22 protein-coding genes are annotated in these 14,716 nt (G+C 63.1%); all 22 read right to left on the bottom strand.

Translation table 11 applies throughout. The annotated features are described in order from the left end of the window. Nucleotides 1-105: 105 nt before the first annotated feature. Nucleotides 106-609: a 30S ribosomal protein S9 gene (rpsI, locus tag ACTSLZ_RS05810; protein WP_443095986.1), complete on the bottom strand. Its 504-nt coding sequence runs from the start codon at nt 607-609 to the stop codon at nt 106-108. A 33-nt stretch (nt 610-642) separates the two neighbouring features. After that, nucleotides 643-1,086, bottom strand: coding sequence for a 50S ribosomal protein L13 (gene rplM, locus ACTSLZ_RS05805; protein ID WP_129313927.1), 444 nt, complete (start codon nt 1,084-1,086; stop codon nt 643-645). A 305-nt stretch (nt 1,087-1,391) separates the two neighbouring features. Continuing rightward, nucleotides 1,392-2,462 carry a tRNA pseudouridine synthase A gene (locus tag ACTSLZ_RS05800; RefSeq protein WP_443095985.1) on the bottom strand — a complete coding sequence of 357 codons (1,071 nt, stop codon included), beginning with the start codon at nt 2,460-2,462 and terminating at the stop codon, nt 1,392-1,394. Nucleotides 2,463-2,567: 105 nt separating this feature from the next. After that, entirely contained in the window at nt 2,568-3,296 is a 729-nt protein-coding gene (gene rplQ / locus ACTSLZ_RS05795) for a 50S ribosomal protein L17, sunset domain variant (protein ID WP_443095984.1), read from the bottom strand. A 97-nt stretch (nt 3,297-3,393) separates the two neighbouring features. Then, nucleotides 3,394-4,401, bottom strand: coding sequence for a DNA-directed RNA polymerase subunit alpha (locus tag ACTSLZ_RS05790; protein ID WP_129313925.1), 1,008 nt, complete (start codon nt 4,399-4,401; stop codon nt 3,394-3,396). Nucleotides 4,402-4,573: 172 nt separating this feature from the next. After that, nucleotides 4,574-4,978 (bottom strand): 30S ribosomal protein S11, encoded by a 405-nt coding sequence (gene rpsK / locus ACTSLZ_RS05785; protein ID WP_129313924.1) that lies wholly within the window; start codon nt 4,976-4,978, stop codon nt 4,574-4,576. A 28-nt stretch (nt 4,979-5,006) separates the two neighbouring features. After that, on the bottom strand, nt 5,007-5,375 hold the full coding sequence (rpsM, locus tag ACTSLZ_RS05780) for a 30S ribosomal protein S13 (RefSeq protein WP_129313923.1): 369 nt from the start codon (nt 5,373-5,375) through the stop codon (nt 5,007-5,009). Between the two features lie 151 nt (nt 5,376-5,526). Then, complete coding sequence (gene rpmJ / locus ACTSLZ_RS05775) at nt 5,527-5,640, bottom strand: 50S ribosomal protein L36 (protein WP_030014999.1); 114 nt, start codon at nt 5,638-5,640, stop codon at nt 5,527-5,529. 131 nt (nt 5,641-5,771) lie between these two features. Next, nucleotides 5,772-5,993 carry a translation initiation factor IF-1 gene (gene infA / locus ACTSLZ_RS05770; RefSeq protein ID WP_129313922.1) on the bottom strand — a complete coding sequence of 74 codons (222 nt, stop codon included), beginning with the start codon at nt 5,991-5,993 and terminating at the stop codon, nt 5,772-5,774. A 191-nt stretch (nt 5,994-6,184) separates the two neighbouring features. Next, on the bottom strand, nt 6,185-7,360 hold the full coding sequence (gene rlmN / locus ACTSLZ_RS05765) for a 23S rRNA (adenine(2503)-C(2))-methyltransferase RlmN (protein WP_443095983.1): 1,176 nt from the start codon (nt 7,358-7,360) through the stop codon (nt 6,185-6,187). A 41-nt stretch (nt 7,361-7,401) separates the two neighbouring features. Next, nucleotides 7,402-8,229 (bottom strand): type I methionyl aminopeptidase, encoded by an 828-nt coding sequence (map, locus tag ACTSLZ_RS05760; RefSeq protein ID WP_129313920.1) that lies wholly within the window; start codon nt 8,227-8,229, stop codon nt 7,402-7,404. Between the two features lie 147 nt (nt 8,230-8,376). Continuing rightward, entirely contained in the window at nt 8,377-8,940 is a 564-nt protein-coding gene (locus ACTSLZ_RS05755) for an adenylate kinase (protein WP_178979538.1), read from the bottom strand. Next, nucleotides 8,937-10,247, bottom strand: a complete 1,311-nt coding sequence (gene secY / locus ACTSLZ_RS05750; RefSeq protein ID WP_129313918.1) for a preprotein translocase subunit SecY — start codon at nt 10,245-10,247, stop codon at nt 8,937-8,939. Before secY ends, ACTSLZ_RS05755 begins: the two co-directional genes overlap by 4 nt. Nucleotides 10,248-10,482: 235 nt before the next feature. Beyond that, complete coding sequence (gene rplO / locus ACTSLZ_RS05745; RefSeq protein ID WP_129313917.1) at nt 10,483-10,953, bottom strand: 50S ribosomal protein L15; 471 nt, start codon at nt 10,951-10,953, stop codon at nt 10,483-10,485. 2 nt (nt 10,954-10,955) lie between these two features. Next, entirely contained in the window at nt 10,956-11,165 is a 210-nt protein-coding gene (gene rpmD / locus ACTSLZ_RS05740; RefSeq protein ID WP_129313916.1) for a 50S ribosomal protein L30, read from the bottom strand. Continuing rightward, entirely contained in the window at nt 11,165-11,875 is a 711-nt protein-coding gene (gene rpsE / locus ACTSLZ_RS05735) for a 30S ribosomal protein S5 (RefSeq protein ID WP_129313915.1), read from the bottom strand. Before rpsE ends, rpmD begins: the two co-directional genes overlap by 1 nt. Beyond that, entirely contained in the window at nt 11,872-12,234 is a 363-nt protein-coding gene (gene rplR / locus ACTSLZ_RS05730) for a 50S ribosomal protein L18 (RefSeq protein ID WP_129313914.1), read from the bottom strand. The genes rpsE and rplR overlap by 4 nt, the downstream gene beginning before the upstream one ends. 2 nt (nt 12,235-12,236) lie before the next feature. Next, nucleotides 12,237-12,773: a 50S ribosomal protein L6 gene (gene rplF, locus ACTSLZ_RS05725; RefSeq protein WP_129313913.1), complete on the bottom strand. Its 537-nt coding sequence runs from the start codon at nt 12,771-12,773 to the stop codon at nt 12,237-12,239. A gap of 27 nt (nt 12,774-12,800) precedes the next feature. Further along, nucleotides 12,801-13,199, bottom strand: a complete 399-nt coding sequence (gene rpsH / locus ACTSLZ_RS05720; RefSeq protein ID WP_129313912.1) for a 30S ribosomal protein S8 — start codon at nt 13,197-13,199, stop codon at nt 12,801-12,803. Nucleotides 13,200-13,270: 71 nt separating this feature from the next. Next, nucleotides 13,271-13,831, bottom strand: a complete 561-nt coding sequence (gene rplE, locus ACTSLZ_RS05715; protein ID WP_129313911.1) for a 50S ribosomal protein L5 — start codon at nt 13,829-13,831, stop codon at nt 13,271-13,273. After that, a complete protein-coding gene (rplX, locus tag ACTSLZ_RS05710) occupies nt 13,831-14,166 on the bottom strand; it encodes a 50S ribosomal protein L24 (RefSeq protein ID WP_129313910.1) in 336 nt (111 codons plus the stop codon). The genes rplE and rplX overlap by 1 nt, the downstream gene beginning before the upstream one ends. Before the next feature lie 3 nt (nt 14,167-14,169). Further along, a complete protein-coding gene (gene rplN / locus ACTSLZ_RS05705) occupies nt 14,170-14,541 on the bottom strand; it encodes a 50S ribosomal protein L14 (RefSeq protein ID WP_129313909.1) in 372 nt (123 codons plus the stop codon). Nucleotides 14,542-14,716: the final 175 nt, after the last annotated feature.

Here is a 14,716-nt window from a genome sequence, read left to right as displayed (position 1 = left end):
GGAGGCCGAACCGACGCCGGGACCGACAGCTTCGGAGGTCCCTGAACACGCAAAACCCCTCGCCGCCCAGAGGACGACGAGGGGTTGAGGAGTACTCCGGAAGCTTTAGCGCTTGGAGAACTGCGAAGCCTTGCGGGCCTTCTTGAGACCTGCCTTCTTGCGCTCGATGACGCGGGCGTCACGAGTCAGGAAGCCGGCCTTCTTCAGGGCCGGACGGTTGTTCTCGAGGTCGATCTCGTTCAGTGCACGAGCAACGCCGAGACGCGTCGCACCGGCCTGGCCGGAGGGGCCACCACCGTGAACGCGGGCGATGACGTCGTAGGCACCCTCGAGCTCGAGGAGCTTGAACGGGTCGTTGACTTCCTGCTGGTGCAGCTTGTTCGGGAAGTAGACGTCCAGCGGGCGGCCGTTGACGGTCCACTGTCCCGATCCGGGGACGACGCGAACGCGGGCGACGGCCTGCTTGCGACGACCGACGGCAGCGCCCGAAACGGTCAGGGCCGGCCTTTCGGTCGGAGCGCTCTCGACGACGGGGGCGGAGGACTCTGAGGTGTAGCTGGTCGCCTCCACGCCCTCGGTGGTGATCTGGTCTTCAGTATCCTGAGCCACGATTTCTCCTTGTAGTTGTCTTCGTAGGCCCGATTACTGGGCGATCTGCTCGAACTCGTAGGTCTTGGGCTGCTGGGCAGCGTGCGGGTGCTCGGCACCGGCGTAGACCTTGAGCTTCTTGATTTGCTCGGCCGCGAGCTTGTTCTTGGGAAGCATGCCCTTGACGGCCTTCTCGACGGCCTTGACCGGGTTCTTTTCCAGCAACTCGGTGTAGGAGACGGAACGCAGGCCACCCGGGTAACCGGTGTGGCGGTAGGCGCGCTTCTTCTCGAGCTTGGCGCCCGTCAGGGCAACCTTCTCGGCATTGATGATGATGACGAAGTCACCGGTGTCCATGTTGGGAGCAAAGGTCGGCTTGTGCTTGCCGCGCAGCAGTGTTGCGGTCTGGCTGGCAAGGCGACCCAGGACAACGTCGGTGGCGTCGATGACATGCCACTGGCGATCGATGTCGCCGGGCTTCGGAGTGTACGTACGCACGTTATTTTGCCTTCGTGTCGGAATTACTTCATTGGCGCTAGTTGGGTGTCACGCCAGATCAGGTGCGCTCGAAGGGGTCTGGGTGAGGGCCAGACAACATCCGTTCCGTCCCGAAGTCTCGCCGTTGGGCTCATCCCTCTGCCCTGCAACTGGGCGGACAAGACACAACGCATGAACCGAGGTGGGACACGCACAACAGCTAGTAACTATACCGGAGTATCTGCGCTTAATCCACAGCCAGGAGCCACACCATGGCGATTTCGCCCACATCAGTCGCACGGAGACCACGCATCATGGTCGGTAGCTCAACGTTCCGGGCGCCGGGAACGAGTCATTCGGGCCCGCGGGCCCCACTCGTTCGGGTCGGCCGGATAGCTGATGGATTCGAGGACCAGGCCTTCCGGGGGCGCCAAGCGGACGCTGGAATCGCGGGCGGGCGTCTCGATCCTGGAATCGAGCCAGTCGAAGTCGCGCGCTCCCTGAGCCACGAGAACGCAAGACCCCACGATCGACCGGACCATGTTGTGGCAGAAGGCGTCGGCGCTGATTCTCGCCTCGATGAGCCCTTGGTCATTGCGCTCGAACCGCACCGAGTGCAGGTCCCGGATCGTCGTGGCTCCAGGACGGGGCTTGCAGAAGGACAGAAAATCGTGGAGACCGAGCAGGCGCTCCCCTGCCGCATTCAGCACATCGATCTCCAGCGGCTGACGGCACCAATACGACGTCGTCCTGTTCAGAGGGCTCTGTCTCTCCAGGCCATCCGCGATCCGATAGGTGTATGAGCGCGACAGCGCCGAAAAGCGGGCGTCGAAATCCGACGGCACAGCTCTGGCCGAACGAACGACGACGGCGCCCGACGCAGCTCCTCGCGCTCCCGGACGCAGCGGAGCCGCGACCGCGGACAGGACCCGACCCAGGGCACCGTTCATCTTGCGCACCAGGGCCTGCTCGGGCGTATCGGACTGGCCGTCGCCGCTCTTGGCCCGTCTCGCGGCCAGCCCCTCCCATACGAAGTCGGGCACGTCGAAATGCACGACCTGGTGATCTGCATGCACACCGGCGTCGGTGCGTCCCGCGACCGTGAATCTCACATCATGACGCAGGACCAGGCGGGCCGCTTCTTCCAAGGAGCCCTCGACCGTCACGAGCGAGGGCTGCTTGGCCCATCCCGAAAAGACCGAACCGTCGTAGGCAAGGTCCATACGAATACGACGGATCAATGGACCATTGTCGCCGGCGGCGTGCTGCGTCGCAGGTCGCTCGTCGGCGCCCAGGGGCGACCCGGCTCCAAGACTCCGGCCGGGCTCCGGAGCCTCGTTGAGGCGAGTGGCGGCTCGGATCTCGGGAGGCCCGCCGTCGTTCTCCGTAGGGGTCATCGTTCTTCCTTCATGCTGGGGTTTCACACCATCGAAGAAATGGCCCCGTCCACCACGGGTGGACGGGGCCATGAGGGCCGCGTGCAGTGCACGCGATAGCGGTCCCTACTCGGAGACCTTCTGGGCTGCGGCGCCGCCTGCCGGCGCGTAACCGGCGGCCACGGCGGACTCAGCGTTGTCGAACCAGATCTCGGCGCGGGTGCTGGTGTACCAGCGCGAACCGGGAACGTGGTACTTCATGGAATCGCGGTTGCCCTTGACCTCGAACCCTTCGGGGGCTTCTCCGGACTCGAGCGGAGCGTGGGCACCTGCAGGGAGGTCGGAATCGGCGGCCGGGGCGGCTGCCTCTTCGGCGACGGGCTCTGCGGCCGCAGTCTCAGCCGGAGCCTGAGCGGACTCAGCGGCGCCGGACTGGTTTGCGGTCGCGGCAGCGTTGGCCGCCTGCGTGGCTTCGTCCACAACGGACTTGGACGCAACGGGCTCCATGACGAGCTCGATGACGGCCATCGGAGCGTTGTCACCCTGGCGAGCACCGATCTTGGTGATCCGGGTGTAGCCACCGGGGCGATCCGCCATGGCCGGAGCAATGGTCGTGAACAGTTCGTGCACAACCGACTTGTCGGTCAGGGAACGCATCACACGACGGCGGGCGGCCAGATCCCCACGCTTGGCGAAGGTGATCAGACGCTCGGCCACGGGGCGAAGACGCTTGGCCTTGGTCACCGTGGTGGTGATGCGCTTGTGCTCGAAGAGCTGCTGGGACATGTTCGCCAGAATCAGGCGCTGGTGCGTGGGGCTGCCGCCGAGGCGCGGCCCCTTGGTGGGAGTAGGCATATCAGTTTCTCTCCATTGGTCATGGTTCCCGCGAACTCACCTCGCGGGGACCAAAGATTTGATGTTGGCTGTGGTCGGCTGGTCACCGCCCGAGGGGTCAGAAGGAGTCTTCCTCGTCGACTTCTTCGGCCTCGGCCGCGCGGGCCGCCAGGTCGAAGCCCGCGGGCGAATCCTTCAGGGACATCCCCAGCTCAGCCAGCTTGTCCTTGACCTCGTCGATGGACTTGGCACCGAAATTCCGGATGTCCATCAGATCTGCCTCGGAACGCGTCACGAGTTCACCCACGGTGTGGATGCCCTCACGCTTCAAGCAGTTGTACGAACGCACGGACATGTCGAGGTCCTCGATGGGCAGTGCCATGTCGGCGGCCATGGACTCGTCCGCGGGGGACGGTCCGACCTCGATGCCTTCGGCCTCGGTGTTCAGTTCACGAGCAAGACCGAACAGCTCGACCAGGGTGCTTCCTGCAGAGGCGACGGCATCGCGCGGGGCGATGGCTTCCTTGGTCTCGACGTCAAGCACGAGGCTGTCGAAGTCGGTGCGCTGCTCGACACGGGTCGCGGCCACACGGAAGGTGACCTTGAGGACCGGGGAGTAGATCGAGTCGACGGGGATCCTGCCGACCTCGGACTCACCGGTTCCGGCCTTGTTCTGCGATGCCGAAACGTAACCACGACCGCGCTCGATCGTGAGCTCCGCGTTGAAGCTGCCCTGAGCGTTCAGGGTTGCGAGGTGCAGCTCCGGGTTGTGGATCTCCACGCCGGCCGGAACCTCGATGTCTGCAGCGGTCAGCTCGCCCGGGCCCTGCTTGCGCAGGTAGGCGATGACCGGCTCGTCGTTCTCGGAGGAGACCGACAGCTGCTTGATGTTCAGGATGATCTCGGTGACATCTTCCTTGACACCGTCCACCGTCGAGAATTCGTGCAGCACGCCGTCAATGCGGATGCTGGTCACGGCGGCACCGGGGATCGAGGACAGGAGCGTGCGACGCAGGGAGTTGCCCAGCGTGTAGCCGAATCCGGGTTCGAGGGGCGAGATCGTGAAGCGCGAGCGGTTGTCCGCTACAACTTCTTCACTCAGGGTGGGGCGCTGTGCAATGAGCACTGATGTTTCCTTTCAGCGAGCATCCGCTATATGACGCAACACAGGTTGGGGAAAACAAGGGATAAGGGGCCGCGGTTGCGGCACCCGGATGCCTCATGACGAGAGCCATGAGACCCAGGCCTGCGTTTCCCAAACACGGGATACACCAGCCTGGCGGACGGCTGCGCCTGAATCAGACGCGGCGACGCTTCGGGGGGCGGCAACCGTTGTGCGCGCTCGGGGTCACATCGGAGATGGACCCGACCTCGAGGCCAGTGGCCTGGAGCGAACGGATAGCGGTTTCGCGGCCCGAGCCCGGACCCTTCACGAACACGTCAACCTTGCGGACGCCGTGCTCCTGAGCGCGCTTTGCAGCGGACTCGGCAGCCATCTGGGCGGCGTACGGGGTCGACTTGCGCGAACCCTTGAAGCCCATTTCACCGGCCGAGGACCAGGAAATCACGGCACCCGAGGGGTCGGTGATCGAAACGATGGTGTTGTTGAACGTGGACTTGATGTGCGCCTGACCGGCAACAATATTCTTCTTGTCCTTGCGGCGAGGCTTACGAGCGGCCGCAGCACGAGTCTTTGGGGGCATTAAAAACTTCTCCTACGCGAAAGTGTGATTACTTCTTCTTGCCGGCAACCGTGCGCTTCGGACCCTTGCGGGTACGCGCGTTGGTCTTGGTGCGCTGTCCGTGCACGGGAAGGCCGCGGCGGTGGCGGAGTCCCTGGTAGCTGCCGATCTCGACCTTGCGCCGAATGTCGGCGGCTACCTCGCGGCGGAGGTCGCCCTCGACCTTGAGGTTTTCCTCGATGTAGTCACGCAGCTGAACGAGCTGGGCGTCGGAGAGGTCCTTGACGCGGATATCCGGGCTGACGCCGGTGCTGGTCAGGGCCTCGAGTGCGCGGGTCCTACCCACGCCGTAAATGTACGTGAGAGCAATTTCCACGCGCTTTTCGCGGGGAAGATCCACTCCTGCGAGACGAGCCATAGTGGCGGTTCTCCTTGTAGTTGATCCAGAGGTTTACAGCATCACTGCCCGGGTTTCCCCGGTCTCCGGCCTCTGTATCCGGAGGTATCCCACTGATGGGGAGCGGTGCCTTTTCCTGGGTGCCGGCGGTGACCGGCTGCGTCGAAAGCTATTAGCCCTGACGCTGCTTGTGGCGCGGGTTACTGCAGATAACCATGACCACGCCGTGGCGGCGGATCACTTTGCAGCTATCGCAGATGGGCTTCACGCTCGGCTGAACCTTCATCGCTTTCCTTTGCGTTGTTGCAACTTGTAGTTGTTACGGGATTCCACGCGTCGTCGAATCCCGTCCACGCAGACAGGCACCACCCTTGAGGGGCGGTGCCCTTCACACTCCGCTCGAGGCGGGCATGAGATCTACTTGTAGCGGTAGACGATGCGACCACGCGAGAGATCGTACGGAGAGAGTTCAACAACAACACGGTCCTCGGGAAGGATCCTGATGTAGTGCTGACGCATCTTTCCGGAGATGTGTGCGAGAACCTTGTGGCCGTTGTCCAGCTCAACGCGGAACATCGCGTTGGGCAGAGCCTCCAGCACAGAGCCCTCTATCTCGATTACGCCGTCTTTCTTGGCCATATCCTCCGCTAACGTCGGTGCCCCACGCAGTGGGCGAGGAGCAATTGAATGATTCTTTCTGCCGCCTCGGCGCGCAGTGCGCGCACACGGCAGACACAACCAACACACAAGTGTACGCCATACCTGGCGGTATGTTAACTCCGAGCTACCCCGCGAAGGGCTGTGACGTTCCTCGCCAGACGGCGAGTCCGTCAGCTCGCGGCAGCGAGCTGCCCGCAGGCACCATCGATGTCCGAACCACGGGTGTCACGAACGGTGGTCGGGATGCCGTGGGCGCGAAGACGCTCGACGAAGTTCTGTTCGACGCCGGGGCGCGACGCCGTCCACTTGGATCCGGGCGTCGGGTTGAGTGGGATCGGGTTGACGTGGACCCACCCACGGCCGCGCCGGGCGAGTTTCTTTCCGAGCAGGTCCGCTCTCCAGCCCTGATCGTTGATGTCTCTGATCAGTGCGTACTCGATCGAGACCCGACGCCCGGTCTTGCGGTAGTAGTCATAGGCCGAGTCCAGCGCCTCATCGACCTTCCACCGGTTGTTGATGGGAATGAGCTCGTCACGCAACTCGTCATCCGGAGCATGGAGGGACAATGCGAGGGTCACGGGGATGTTCTCCTGGGTGAACTTGTACATCCCGGGGACGAGACCAACCGTGGACATTGTGATGTTCCGAGCCGAAATCCCCATTCCCTCGGGGGACGGGTCGATCAATCGATGCACTGCGCCCAGAGAGGACTTGTAGTTCGCCAGGGCCTCCCCCATGCCCATGAACACGATGTTGGAGATGCGCAGCGGTTTGGTTTCCTCCGGACCGTCCTCGGCACCGTCCAGTCCGCTCATCTTCTTGACCATGCGAGCCCCCGCAACCACCTGCTCGACGATTTCGGCGGTCGAAAGGTTGCGCGTCAGGCCGGCCTGACCGGTCGCACAGAAGGGACAGTTCATGCCGCACCCCGCCTGGGAGGAGATGCACATCGTCACCCTGTTCGAATAGCGCATGATCACGGACTCGACCAGGGCGCCGTCGAAGAGGCGGTGCACCATCTTGAGGGTGTCCCCGCCGTCGGCCTCGAGAGTGTTGACGGTCGTGAGCAGGTTGGGCATCGCATCCGCGACAATCTGCTCCCGCGAGCTCGCCGGGAGATCCGTCATTTCCTGAGGATCGTCCACCAGACGCTCGAAGTAGTGTTTGGAGAGCTGGGAGGCACGGAACGGCTGGTGGCCCAGTTCCTTGAGGAACTCCTTGCGCCCGGCGAGATCCATGTCGGCGATATGGCGCGGCGGCTTGCTCCGACGGGGTGCCTTGAGCAGGATCTTTCCCGGTTCGGGTTTGGCGGTGATCTCTACCGGGGTAGAAGTCTCGGATGACACGAAGGTGCCCCTTTTCCTGTGTGCGGTGTGTGATGCGATGATCAGTCGGGAATCGGGGCCACGGTGACCCCCAGCGCGGCCAGCTCATTCGCGCCGCCGTCTTCTGCGGTGAGGACCCAGATGCCGTCCCTGTGGAAGGCGACCGAGTGTTCCCATTGGCTGGCATGCGAGCCGTCAACGGTTTTGACCGTCCAGTCGTCGTCGAGGACCTCGGTCTGCGTCGATCCTGTCACAAGCATAGGTTCGATGGCCAGAGCCATTCCAGGCTTGATCCTGGGACCTGAATCACGAGTCCGGTAATTGGGAACGTCCGGCGCCATGTGCATTTCGGTTCCGATGCCGTGGCCCACGTACTCTTCGACGATTCCGTAGGTTCCACCGGCTTCCTTGCGAACGAAGGACTCGATGGCCGCTCCGATCTCTCCGACGCGCTGGGCTGTGGCCGCGGCCGCGATTCCCCGCCACATGGCTGCCCGCGTCATCTCGGACAGCTCTGCGTCCTGGCGGCTTGTCTCGCCGACGAGGACCGTACGCGCGGAGTCACCGTGCCATCCATCGACGATCGCTCCCCCGTCGATGGAGACAATGTCACCGTCCTCGAGCGGCCGATCGTTGGGGATGCCGTGCACCACGACGTCGTTCGGCGAGGCGCAGATGGTCGCCGGGAAGCCGTAGTACCCCAGAAAATTGGAGGTCGCGCCGTTCCGGTCCAGAACGTCGCGGAAGGTGCGATCCAGTTCAGCGGTCGTGACGCCGGGGGCCGTGGCCTCCACGGCGGCGTCGAGGGCCTGGGAGGTGACGACGCCGGCGCGCACCATCGCGCGCAATTCTTGGTTGGTCTTGTACTGGATTTTTCGTCGACCGAACATGGGTGCGGCTTTCCGGGAGTAGGGATGGTTTGGCTGTGACCGCCAGGTTGAGCTCGACAGCGCAACGGACGGCCAGAAAGACGTGCGGGCCCCTGACCAGGAGGGTCAGGGGCCCGCAGCCGGCACTTCGTGAGCGCGCAGTCGAAACTACCGGACTGCGGCCAGCAGTCGGTCGGTCACGTCATCGATGCTTCCGAGGCCGTCCACCCGGGTCACGATGCCCCGGGCTTCGTACAGTCCCACAATGGGTTCCGTTTCCTCGGCGTAGACGTCCAGGCGGTGCCGGATGACTTCTTCCGTGTCGTCGCTGCGACCCTGCTGTTCCGCACGTCCGAGCAGACGCTGGACGAGCTCCTCGGTGTCGGCCGTCAGGAGGAGCACCCCGTCGATCTTCTGGCCGAGGTCCTCGAGGATCGAATCGAGCTCCTCGACCTGCGCGGTGTTTCGGGGGTATCCGTCCAGCAGGAAACCCTGTTGGGCGTCCTCCTGACCGAGACGGTCACGCACCATACGGTTGGTGACCGAGTCCGGAACCAGGTTGCCGGCGTCCATGTACTGCTTGGCCTCGCGGCCCAGGGCAGTCTCTTCCTTGATATTGGCCCGGAAGATGTCCCCGGTGGAGATGGCCGGGACGGACAACTCCTCCGAGATCCTGGCGGCCTGGGTTCCCTTGCCGGCGCCTGGCGGCCCGACGATGAGCAGACGATTCATCGCAGAAGTCCTTCATAGTGTCGTTGTTGCAACTGGGCATCGATCTGCTTGATGGTGTCCAGACCGACGCCGACCACGATCAGCAACGAAGTGCCGCCGAACGGGAAGTTCTGGTTCGCGTTGAACATCACCAATGCGATCAGCGGGATGAGCGCAACGATCCCGAGGTACAGGGAGCCCGGAAGCGTGATGCGATTCAGAACATAACCAAGGTACCGTTCGGTCGGCCTGCCCGCACGGATGCCGGGAATGAAGCCGCCGTACTTCTTCATGTTGTCCGAGACTTCCTGCGGGTTGAACGTGATGGACACGTAGAAGTACGCGAATCCGACGATCAGCAGGAAGTACAGGATCATGTAGAGCGGATGGTCGCCCTTGACGAGGTTCGAGTTGATCCAGTTGACCCATTCGGGTGGCGGCGTACCGTCCTTGGGGGTCGCGAACTGGCCGACGAGCCCAGGCAACATGAGCAGCGACGATGAGAAGATCACGGGGATCACGCCGGCCATGTTGACCTTGAGCGGAATGTACGTGGTCGTACCGCCGATCGTCCTGCGGCCGACCATGCGCTTCGCGTACTGCACCGGGATTCGGCGCTGGGACTGCTCCACGTAGACGACGGCAATGATCACCAGCAAGCCGATTCCGAGGATGGCGGCGAAGACTCCCCAGCCCTGGGTCTTGAAGATCTGTCCGAGGGCCGACGGGAAGGATGCTGCGATCGAGGTGAAAATCAGCAAGGACATGCCGTTGCCGACGCCCTTCTCGGTGATCTGCTCACCGAGCCACATGATGAGGCCCGTTCCGGCGGTCAGGGTCACGATGATCACGAGGATCATGATGATCGAGTCGTCGGGAATGACCGGCAGAGGGCAGTTCCCCAGCAGCGCGCCGGAGCGAGCCAAGGAGATGATCGTCGTCGCGTTGAGCAGAGCGAGCCCCATGGTCAGATAGCGCGTGTACTGGGTCAGTTTCTGCTGCCCTTGGCCGCCCTCTTCGTGGAGCTCCTGGAATCTGGGGATGACCACGCGCAGGAGCTGCACGATGATCGACGCCGTGATGTAGGGCATCACACCCAGGGCGAAGATCGACAGCTGGAGGAGTGCGCCACCGCTGAAGAGATTCACCATGTCGTAGATGCCGCCGGTGGTGCCTCCCATGGCGATGCACTGTTGCACGTTCCCGTAGTCAACGCCCGGCGCTGGCACGAAAGTACCGGCGCGGTAAATCACAATGACCGCGAGCGTGAACAGCAGCTTGCGTCGTAGGTCGGGGGTTTTGAACGCCCGTCCGAAAGCGCCGAGCACTTGGCCTCCTGTAAGAATTCGTTCATTGGGACTGGTGTCGATGCTCCAGGTGGAGCAGACATCAGTCCCCTATGTCCCCCGTAAGTCTAACGGCAATGCGTCGCAGGGGGTCGATTGCGTCTGTCACCCCGTTGAACCACGTTCGGGTGCAGACAAGGCGAGGCCCCTCCCCGGGGCGTCCGGGGAGGGACCTCGCCTCTACATACTGGCTTCGAGCATCAGCTCGATCGCAGTTCTACTTGCCTGTCGCGGTGGCGGTGCCACCGGCGGCCTGGATCTTCTCCGCAGCGGAAGCGGAGAACTTGTCGGCGGTGACGTTGACCTTGACGGTCAGTTCGCCCTCGCCCAGAACCTTGACGGGCTGGTTCTTGCGAACCGCGCCCTTCTCCACGAGGGACTCGACGGTGATGTCGCCGCCCTCGGGGTAGAGCTCCGCGATGCGAGCCAGGTTCACGACCTGGTACTCGACACGGAACGGGTTCTTGAAGCCGCGCAGCTTCGGAAGGCGCATGTGCAGCGGAAGCTGCCCGCCCTCGAAACCTGCCGGGACCTGGTAACGAGCCTTGGTGCCCTTGGTACCACGACCAGCGGTCTTGCCCTTGGATGCTTCACCGCGACCCACACGGGTCTTGGCCTTGTGCGATCCCTGGGCCGGACGCAGATCATGGAGCTTGATGGCCTGGCGCTCTTCGTTGGTATCTGCCATGTTTACTTGACCTCCTCAACCTTCACGAGGTGAGCGACGGTGTTGACCATACCGCAGGTCACCGGGTCGGCGGTGCGGACAACCTTGTTGCCCGGACGCTTGAGCCCCAGTGAGCGCAGAGTATCGCGCATGTTCTGCTTCTGGCCGACATAGGACTTCATCTGCGTGATCTCCAGCTGGGAATCGCTGGGCTGAATACGCTTACCGGACATTACGCACCTGCCTTCTCATCGCGCCGAAGGTAGCTGGGGATGACCTCGTCGTTGGGCAGGCCACGGCGGGCCGCAACAGCAGCGGGTTCTTCCAGCTGACGCAGGGCCTCGATGGCCGCGTGCACGATGTTGATCTGGTTCGCGGAACCGAGGGACTTGGACAGCACATCGTGGATGCCGGCGCACTCGAGTACCGCACGCACCGGACCACCGGCGATAACACCGGTACCAGCGGTTGCGGGACGGAGCATGACGACGCCGGCCGCCGCCTCACCCTGCACGCGGTGCGGGATGGTGCGGTCCTCGACGCGGGGAACGCGGAAGAAGTTCTTCTTCGCTTCCTCGACGCCCTTGGCGATGGCCGAGGGAACTTCCTTGGCCTTGCCGTAGCCGACGCCCACCAGGCCGCTGCCGTCGCCGACGACGACGAGAGCGGTGAAGCTGAAGCGACGGCCGCCCTTGACGACCTTCGACACGCGGTTGATGGTCACCACGCGCTCGATGTACTTGTCCTTCTCCTCATCGCGGCCACCGCGTCCACCGCGGCCACCCCGATCATTGCGGTCATTGCGACCACGGCCGCCGCGCTCACCGCGGTTGCCGCCGCGACGGTCGTCGCGCTTCGAGGAGTTGTCATTCTCGGAGTTCTCGGTTGCAGCGTTGTTCTCTGCCACCTGATTTTCCTTTTCGTTTGCGGTCTGCTCGCTCACAGTGCCAGCCCACCTTCCCGGGCGCCTTCAGCAACAGCGGCCACACGGCCGTGGTACTTGTTGCCGCCACGATCGAATACGACGGACTCGATACCGGCTGCCTTGGCACGCTCGGCGATCAGTTCGCCCACGCGCTTGGCCTTTGCGGTCTTGTCCATATCGGTTGCGGAGCGCAGTTCGGCTTCCAGAGTGGAGGCCGAAGCCAGCGTGTTGCCCTGGGTATCGTCGATGACCTGCACGAACATGTGCTTGGTCGACCGGAACACCGAGAGACGGGGACGCGCGGCGCTGCCCGAGACGTGCTTGCGAACGCGCACGTGGCGACGCTTGCGAGCGGCGAACTTCGTCTTGTTAGCCATGTTTACTTACCAGCCTTTCCGACCTTGCGGCGGATCTGCTCGCCCTCGTAGCGAACACCCTTGCCCTTGTAGGGGTCGGGCGCGCGGAGGCTACGGATGTTGGAGGCCACCTGGCCGACCTGCTGCTTGTGGATACCGGAAACGGTGAGCTTGTTGTTGCCCTCCACGGTGAAGGTGATTCCTTCCGGAGCCTTCACGAAGACGGGGTGGCTGTAGCCCAGAGCGAATTCCAGGTCGGTGCCTTTGGCCAGCACGCGGTAACCGGTGCCGACGATCTCGAGCTTCTTGGTGTAGCCCTCGGAGACGCCGACGATCATGTTGTTGATCAGCGTCCGGCTCAGGCCGTGCAGCGAACGGGATTCGCGCTCGTCGTCGGGACGGTTGACAGTGAGGGTGTCTCCATCGAGGGAGACGGTGATCGGCGAGGCGATCTCCTGGGAGAGTTCTCCCTTGGGACCCTTGACGCTCACGAGGGAGCCGTCGATCTTGACCTCAACACCAGCCGGCACCGAGATGGGGAGACGTCCAATACGTGACATTATTCTCTTCCTTTCTCTTGTGACCGACTACCAGACGTACGCCAGGACTTCGCCGCCCACGCCCTTCTTGGAGGCCTGCTTGTTGGTCAGCAGCCCCGAAGAGGTGGACAGGATGGCGATGCCGAGTCCACCGAAAACCTGGGGCAGGTTGGTGGACTTTGCGTAGACGCGCAGGCCCGGCTTGGAAATGCGACGAACTCCGACGATGGAGGACTCGCGGCTGGGACCGAACTTGAGTTCGAGGGCCAGGGTCTTGCCGACCCGGGCCTCTTCCTCGTGCCAGTCCTTGATGTAGCCCTCGGCCTTGAGGATGTCAGCGATCCGGGCCTTGAGCTTGGAGTACGGCATGGACACGGAATCGTGGTGTGCCGAGTTTGCGTTGCGCAGACGCGTCAGCATGTCTGCGACAGGATCTGTCATGGTCATGTGGGCACTTGCCCTTCCCCGTTACGGTTTCCGCTCTCCGGAGTTCCGGAGGCGGACCTGAAACGTAGCAGTTAGTTGGTCTTGAACGGGAAGCCGAGCTGGCGGAGCAGCGCGCGACCCTCGTCGTCTGTCTTGGCGGTGGTGACCACGGTGATGTCCATACCGCGCACGCGATCGATCGAATCCTGATCGATTTCGTGGAACATGGACTGCTCGGTCAGACCGAAGGTGTAGTTGCCGTTGCCGTCGAACTGGCGGTCCGAGAGGCCGCGGAAGTCGCGGATTCGCGGGAGGGCCAGGGAGATCAGACGGTCGAGGAACTCCCACATACGGTCGCCGCGAAGAGTCGCGTGGCAGCCGATGGGCTGGCCTTCGCGCAGCTTGAACTGGGCGATCGACTTCTTGGCGCGGGTCACCTGCGGCTTCTGACCCGTAATCAGGGTCAGGTCCTGGACGGCCGAATCGATGAGCTTGGAGTCGCGTGCTGCTTCTCCGACACCCATGTTGACGACGACCTTGACGAGTTTCGGCGACTGCATGGGGTTGCCGTAGTTGAACTGCTCCTGCAGTGCGGGGACAACCTCGTCCTTGAACTTGGTCTTGAGGCTTGGGGTGATCTTGGTTTCGGTCATTAGAGGTCCTTACCCGAGCTCTTGGACACGCGCACGCGAACGGTGCGATTGCGTCCGTCACGCTCTACGGTCTCTTCGCGGTAGCCAACGCGGCTGGGCTTCTTGGTCTCGGGGTCGACGATCGCGACGTTCGAAACGTGGATCGCGGCCTCGACCTTCTGAATGCCGCCACCTTCACCGGTGTTGGGGTTGGCCTTGGTGTGCTTGGTGACAACCTTGACGCCCTCGACGAGCACGCGGTTGGTTGCGGGGAACACCTTCAGGACCTTGCCCTGCTTGCCCTTCTCGGAACCAGAAATGACCTGCACGAGGTCACCGCTCTTGATCTTGGCCATAAGTTAGAGCACCTCCGGAGCAAGCGAAATGATCTTCATGAACCGCTTCTCGCGCAGCTCGCGCCCGATCGGCCCGAAGATACGGGTACCGCGGGGGTCGCCGTCGGTGTTCTTGAGGATCACCGCCGAGTTCTCATCGAACTTGATGTAGGAACCGTCTGAACGACGGGTCTCCTTCTTGGTACGAACGATGACTGCCTTGACGACGTCACCCTTCTTGACGTTTCCGCCAGGAATTGCGTCCTTGACGGTGGCGACGATGATGTCACCAATACCTGCATAGCGACGGCCTGATCCACCGAGAATACGGATAGCAAGGATTTCCTTGGCTCCCGTGTTGTCGGCGACCTTGAGCCGTGACTCTTGCTGAATCACTGAGTACTCCTGTCGTCTCGCTGGTTCTCACGACGCCGCCGGTTGCCCGACTGACGCGACGTGGGCCTTGCGGAACACTGTGTTCGGGATGGTTGACGCACCGGTCTGCCGTATCTCGAGGAACGGAAGTTGGCGGTTGCGCCTGGGGCCGTCCATGCCAGGAACATCTGGTCCC

Origin of the sequence: Rothia koreensis (genome assembly GCF_052232265.1) — a bacterium.
Lineage (GTDB): Bacteria > Actinomycetota > Actinomycetes > Actinomycetales > Micrococcaceae > Rothia > Rothia koreensis.
This window is presented reverse-complemented; position numbering and strand designations above follow the sequence as displayed.

What these genes read in the sequence shown, in the direction of transcription:
- ACTSLZ_RS05800 (WP_443095985.1), bottom strand. Translation starts at nt 2,462, where the DNA reads ATGACCCCTACGGAGAACGACGGCGGGCCTCCCGAGATCCGAGCCGCC.
- rplQ (WP_443095984.1), bottom strand. Translation starts at nt 3,296, where the DNA reads ATGCCTACTCCCACCAAGGGGCCGCGCCTCGGCGGCAGCCCCACGCAC.
- rpsK (WP_129313924.1), bottom strand. Translation starts at nt 4,978, where the DNA reads ATGCCCCCAAAGACTCGTGCTGCGGCCGCTCGTAAGCCTCGCCGCAAG.
- rpsM (WP_129313923.1), bottom strand. Translation starts at nt 5,375, where the DNA reads ATGGCTCGTCTCGCAGGAGTGGATCTTCCCCGCGAAAAGCGCGTGGAA.
- rpmJ (WP_030014999.1), bottom strand. Translation starts at nt 5,640, where the DNA reads ATGAAGGTTCAGCCGAGCGTGAAGCCCATCTGCGATAGCTGCAAAGTG.
- infA (WP_129313922.1), bottom strand. Translation starts at nt 5,993, where the DNA reads ATGGCCAAGAAAGACGGCGTAATCGAGATAGAGGGCTCTGTGCTGGAG.
- map (WP_129313920.1), bottom strand. Translation starts at nt 8,229, where the DNA reads ATGTTCGGTCGACGAAAAATCCAGTACAAGACCAACCAAGAATTGCGC.
- ACTSLZ_RS05755 (WP_178979538.1), bottom strand. Translation starts at nt 8,940, where the DNA reads ATGAATCGTCTGCTCATCGTCGGGCCGCCAGGCGCCGGCAAGGGAACC.
- rplO (WP_129313917.1), bottom strand. Translation starts at nt 10,953, where the DNA reads ATGGCAGATACCAACGAAGAGCGCCAGGCCATCAAGCTCCATGATCTG.
- rpmD (WP_129313916.1), bottom strand. Translation starts at nt 11,165, where the DNA reads ATGTCCGGTAAGCGTATTCAGCCCAGCGATTCCCAGCTGGAGATCACG.
- rplR (WP_129313914.1), bottom strand. Translation starts at nt 12,234, where the DNA reads ATGGCTAACAAGACGAAGTTCGCCGCTCGCAAGCGTCGCCACGTGCGC.
- rplF (WP_129313913.1), bottom strand. Translation starts at nt 12,773, where the DNA reads ATGTCACGTATTGGACGTCTCCCCATCTCGGTGCCGGCTGGTGTTGAG.
- rpsH (WP_129313912.1), bottom strand. Translation starts at nt 13,199, where the DNA reads ATGACCATGACAGATCCTGTCGCAGACATGCTGACGCGTCTGCGCAAC.
- rplE (WP_129313911.1), bottom strand. Translation starts at nt 13,831, where the DNA reads ATGACCGAAACCAAGATCACCCCAAGCCTCAAGACCAAGTTCAAGGAC.
- rplX (WP_129313910.1), bottom strand. Translation starts at nt 14,166, where the DNA reads ATGGCCAAGATCAAGAGCGGTGACCTCGTGCAGGTCATTTCTGGTTCC.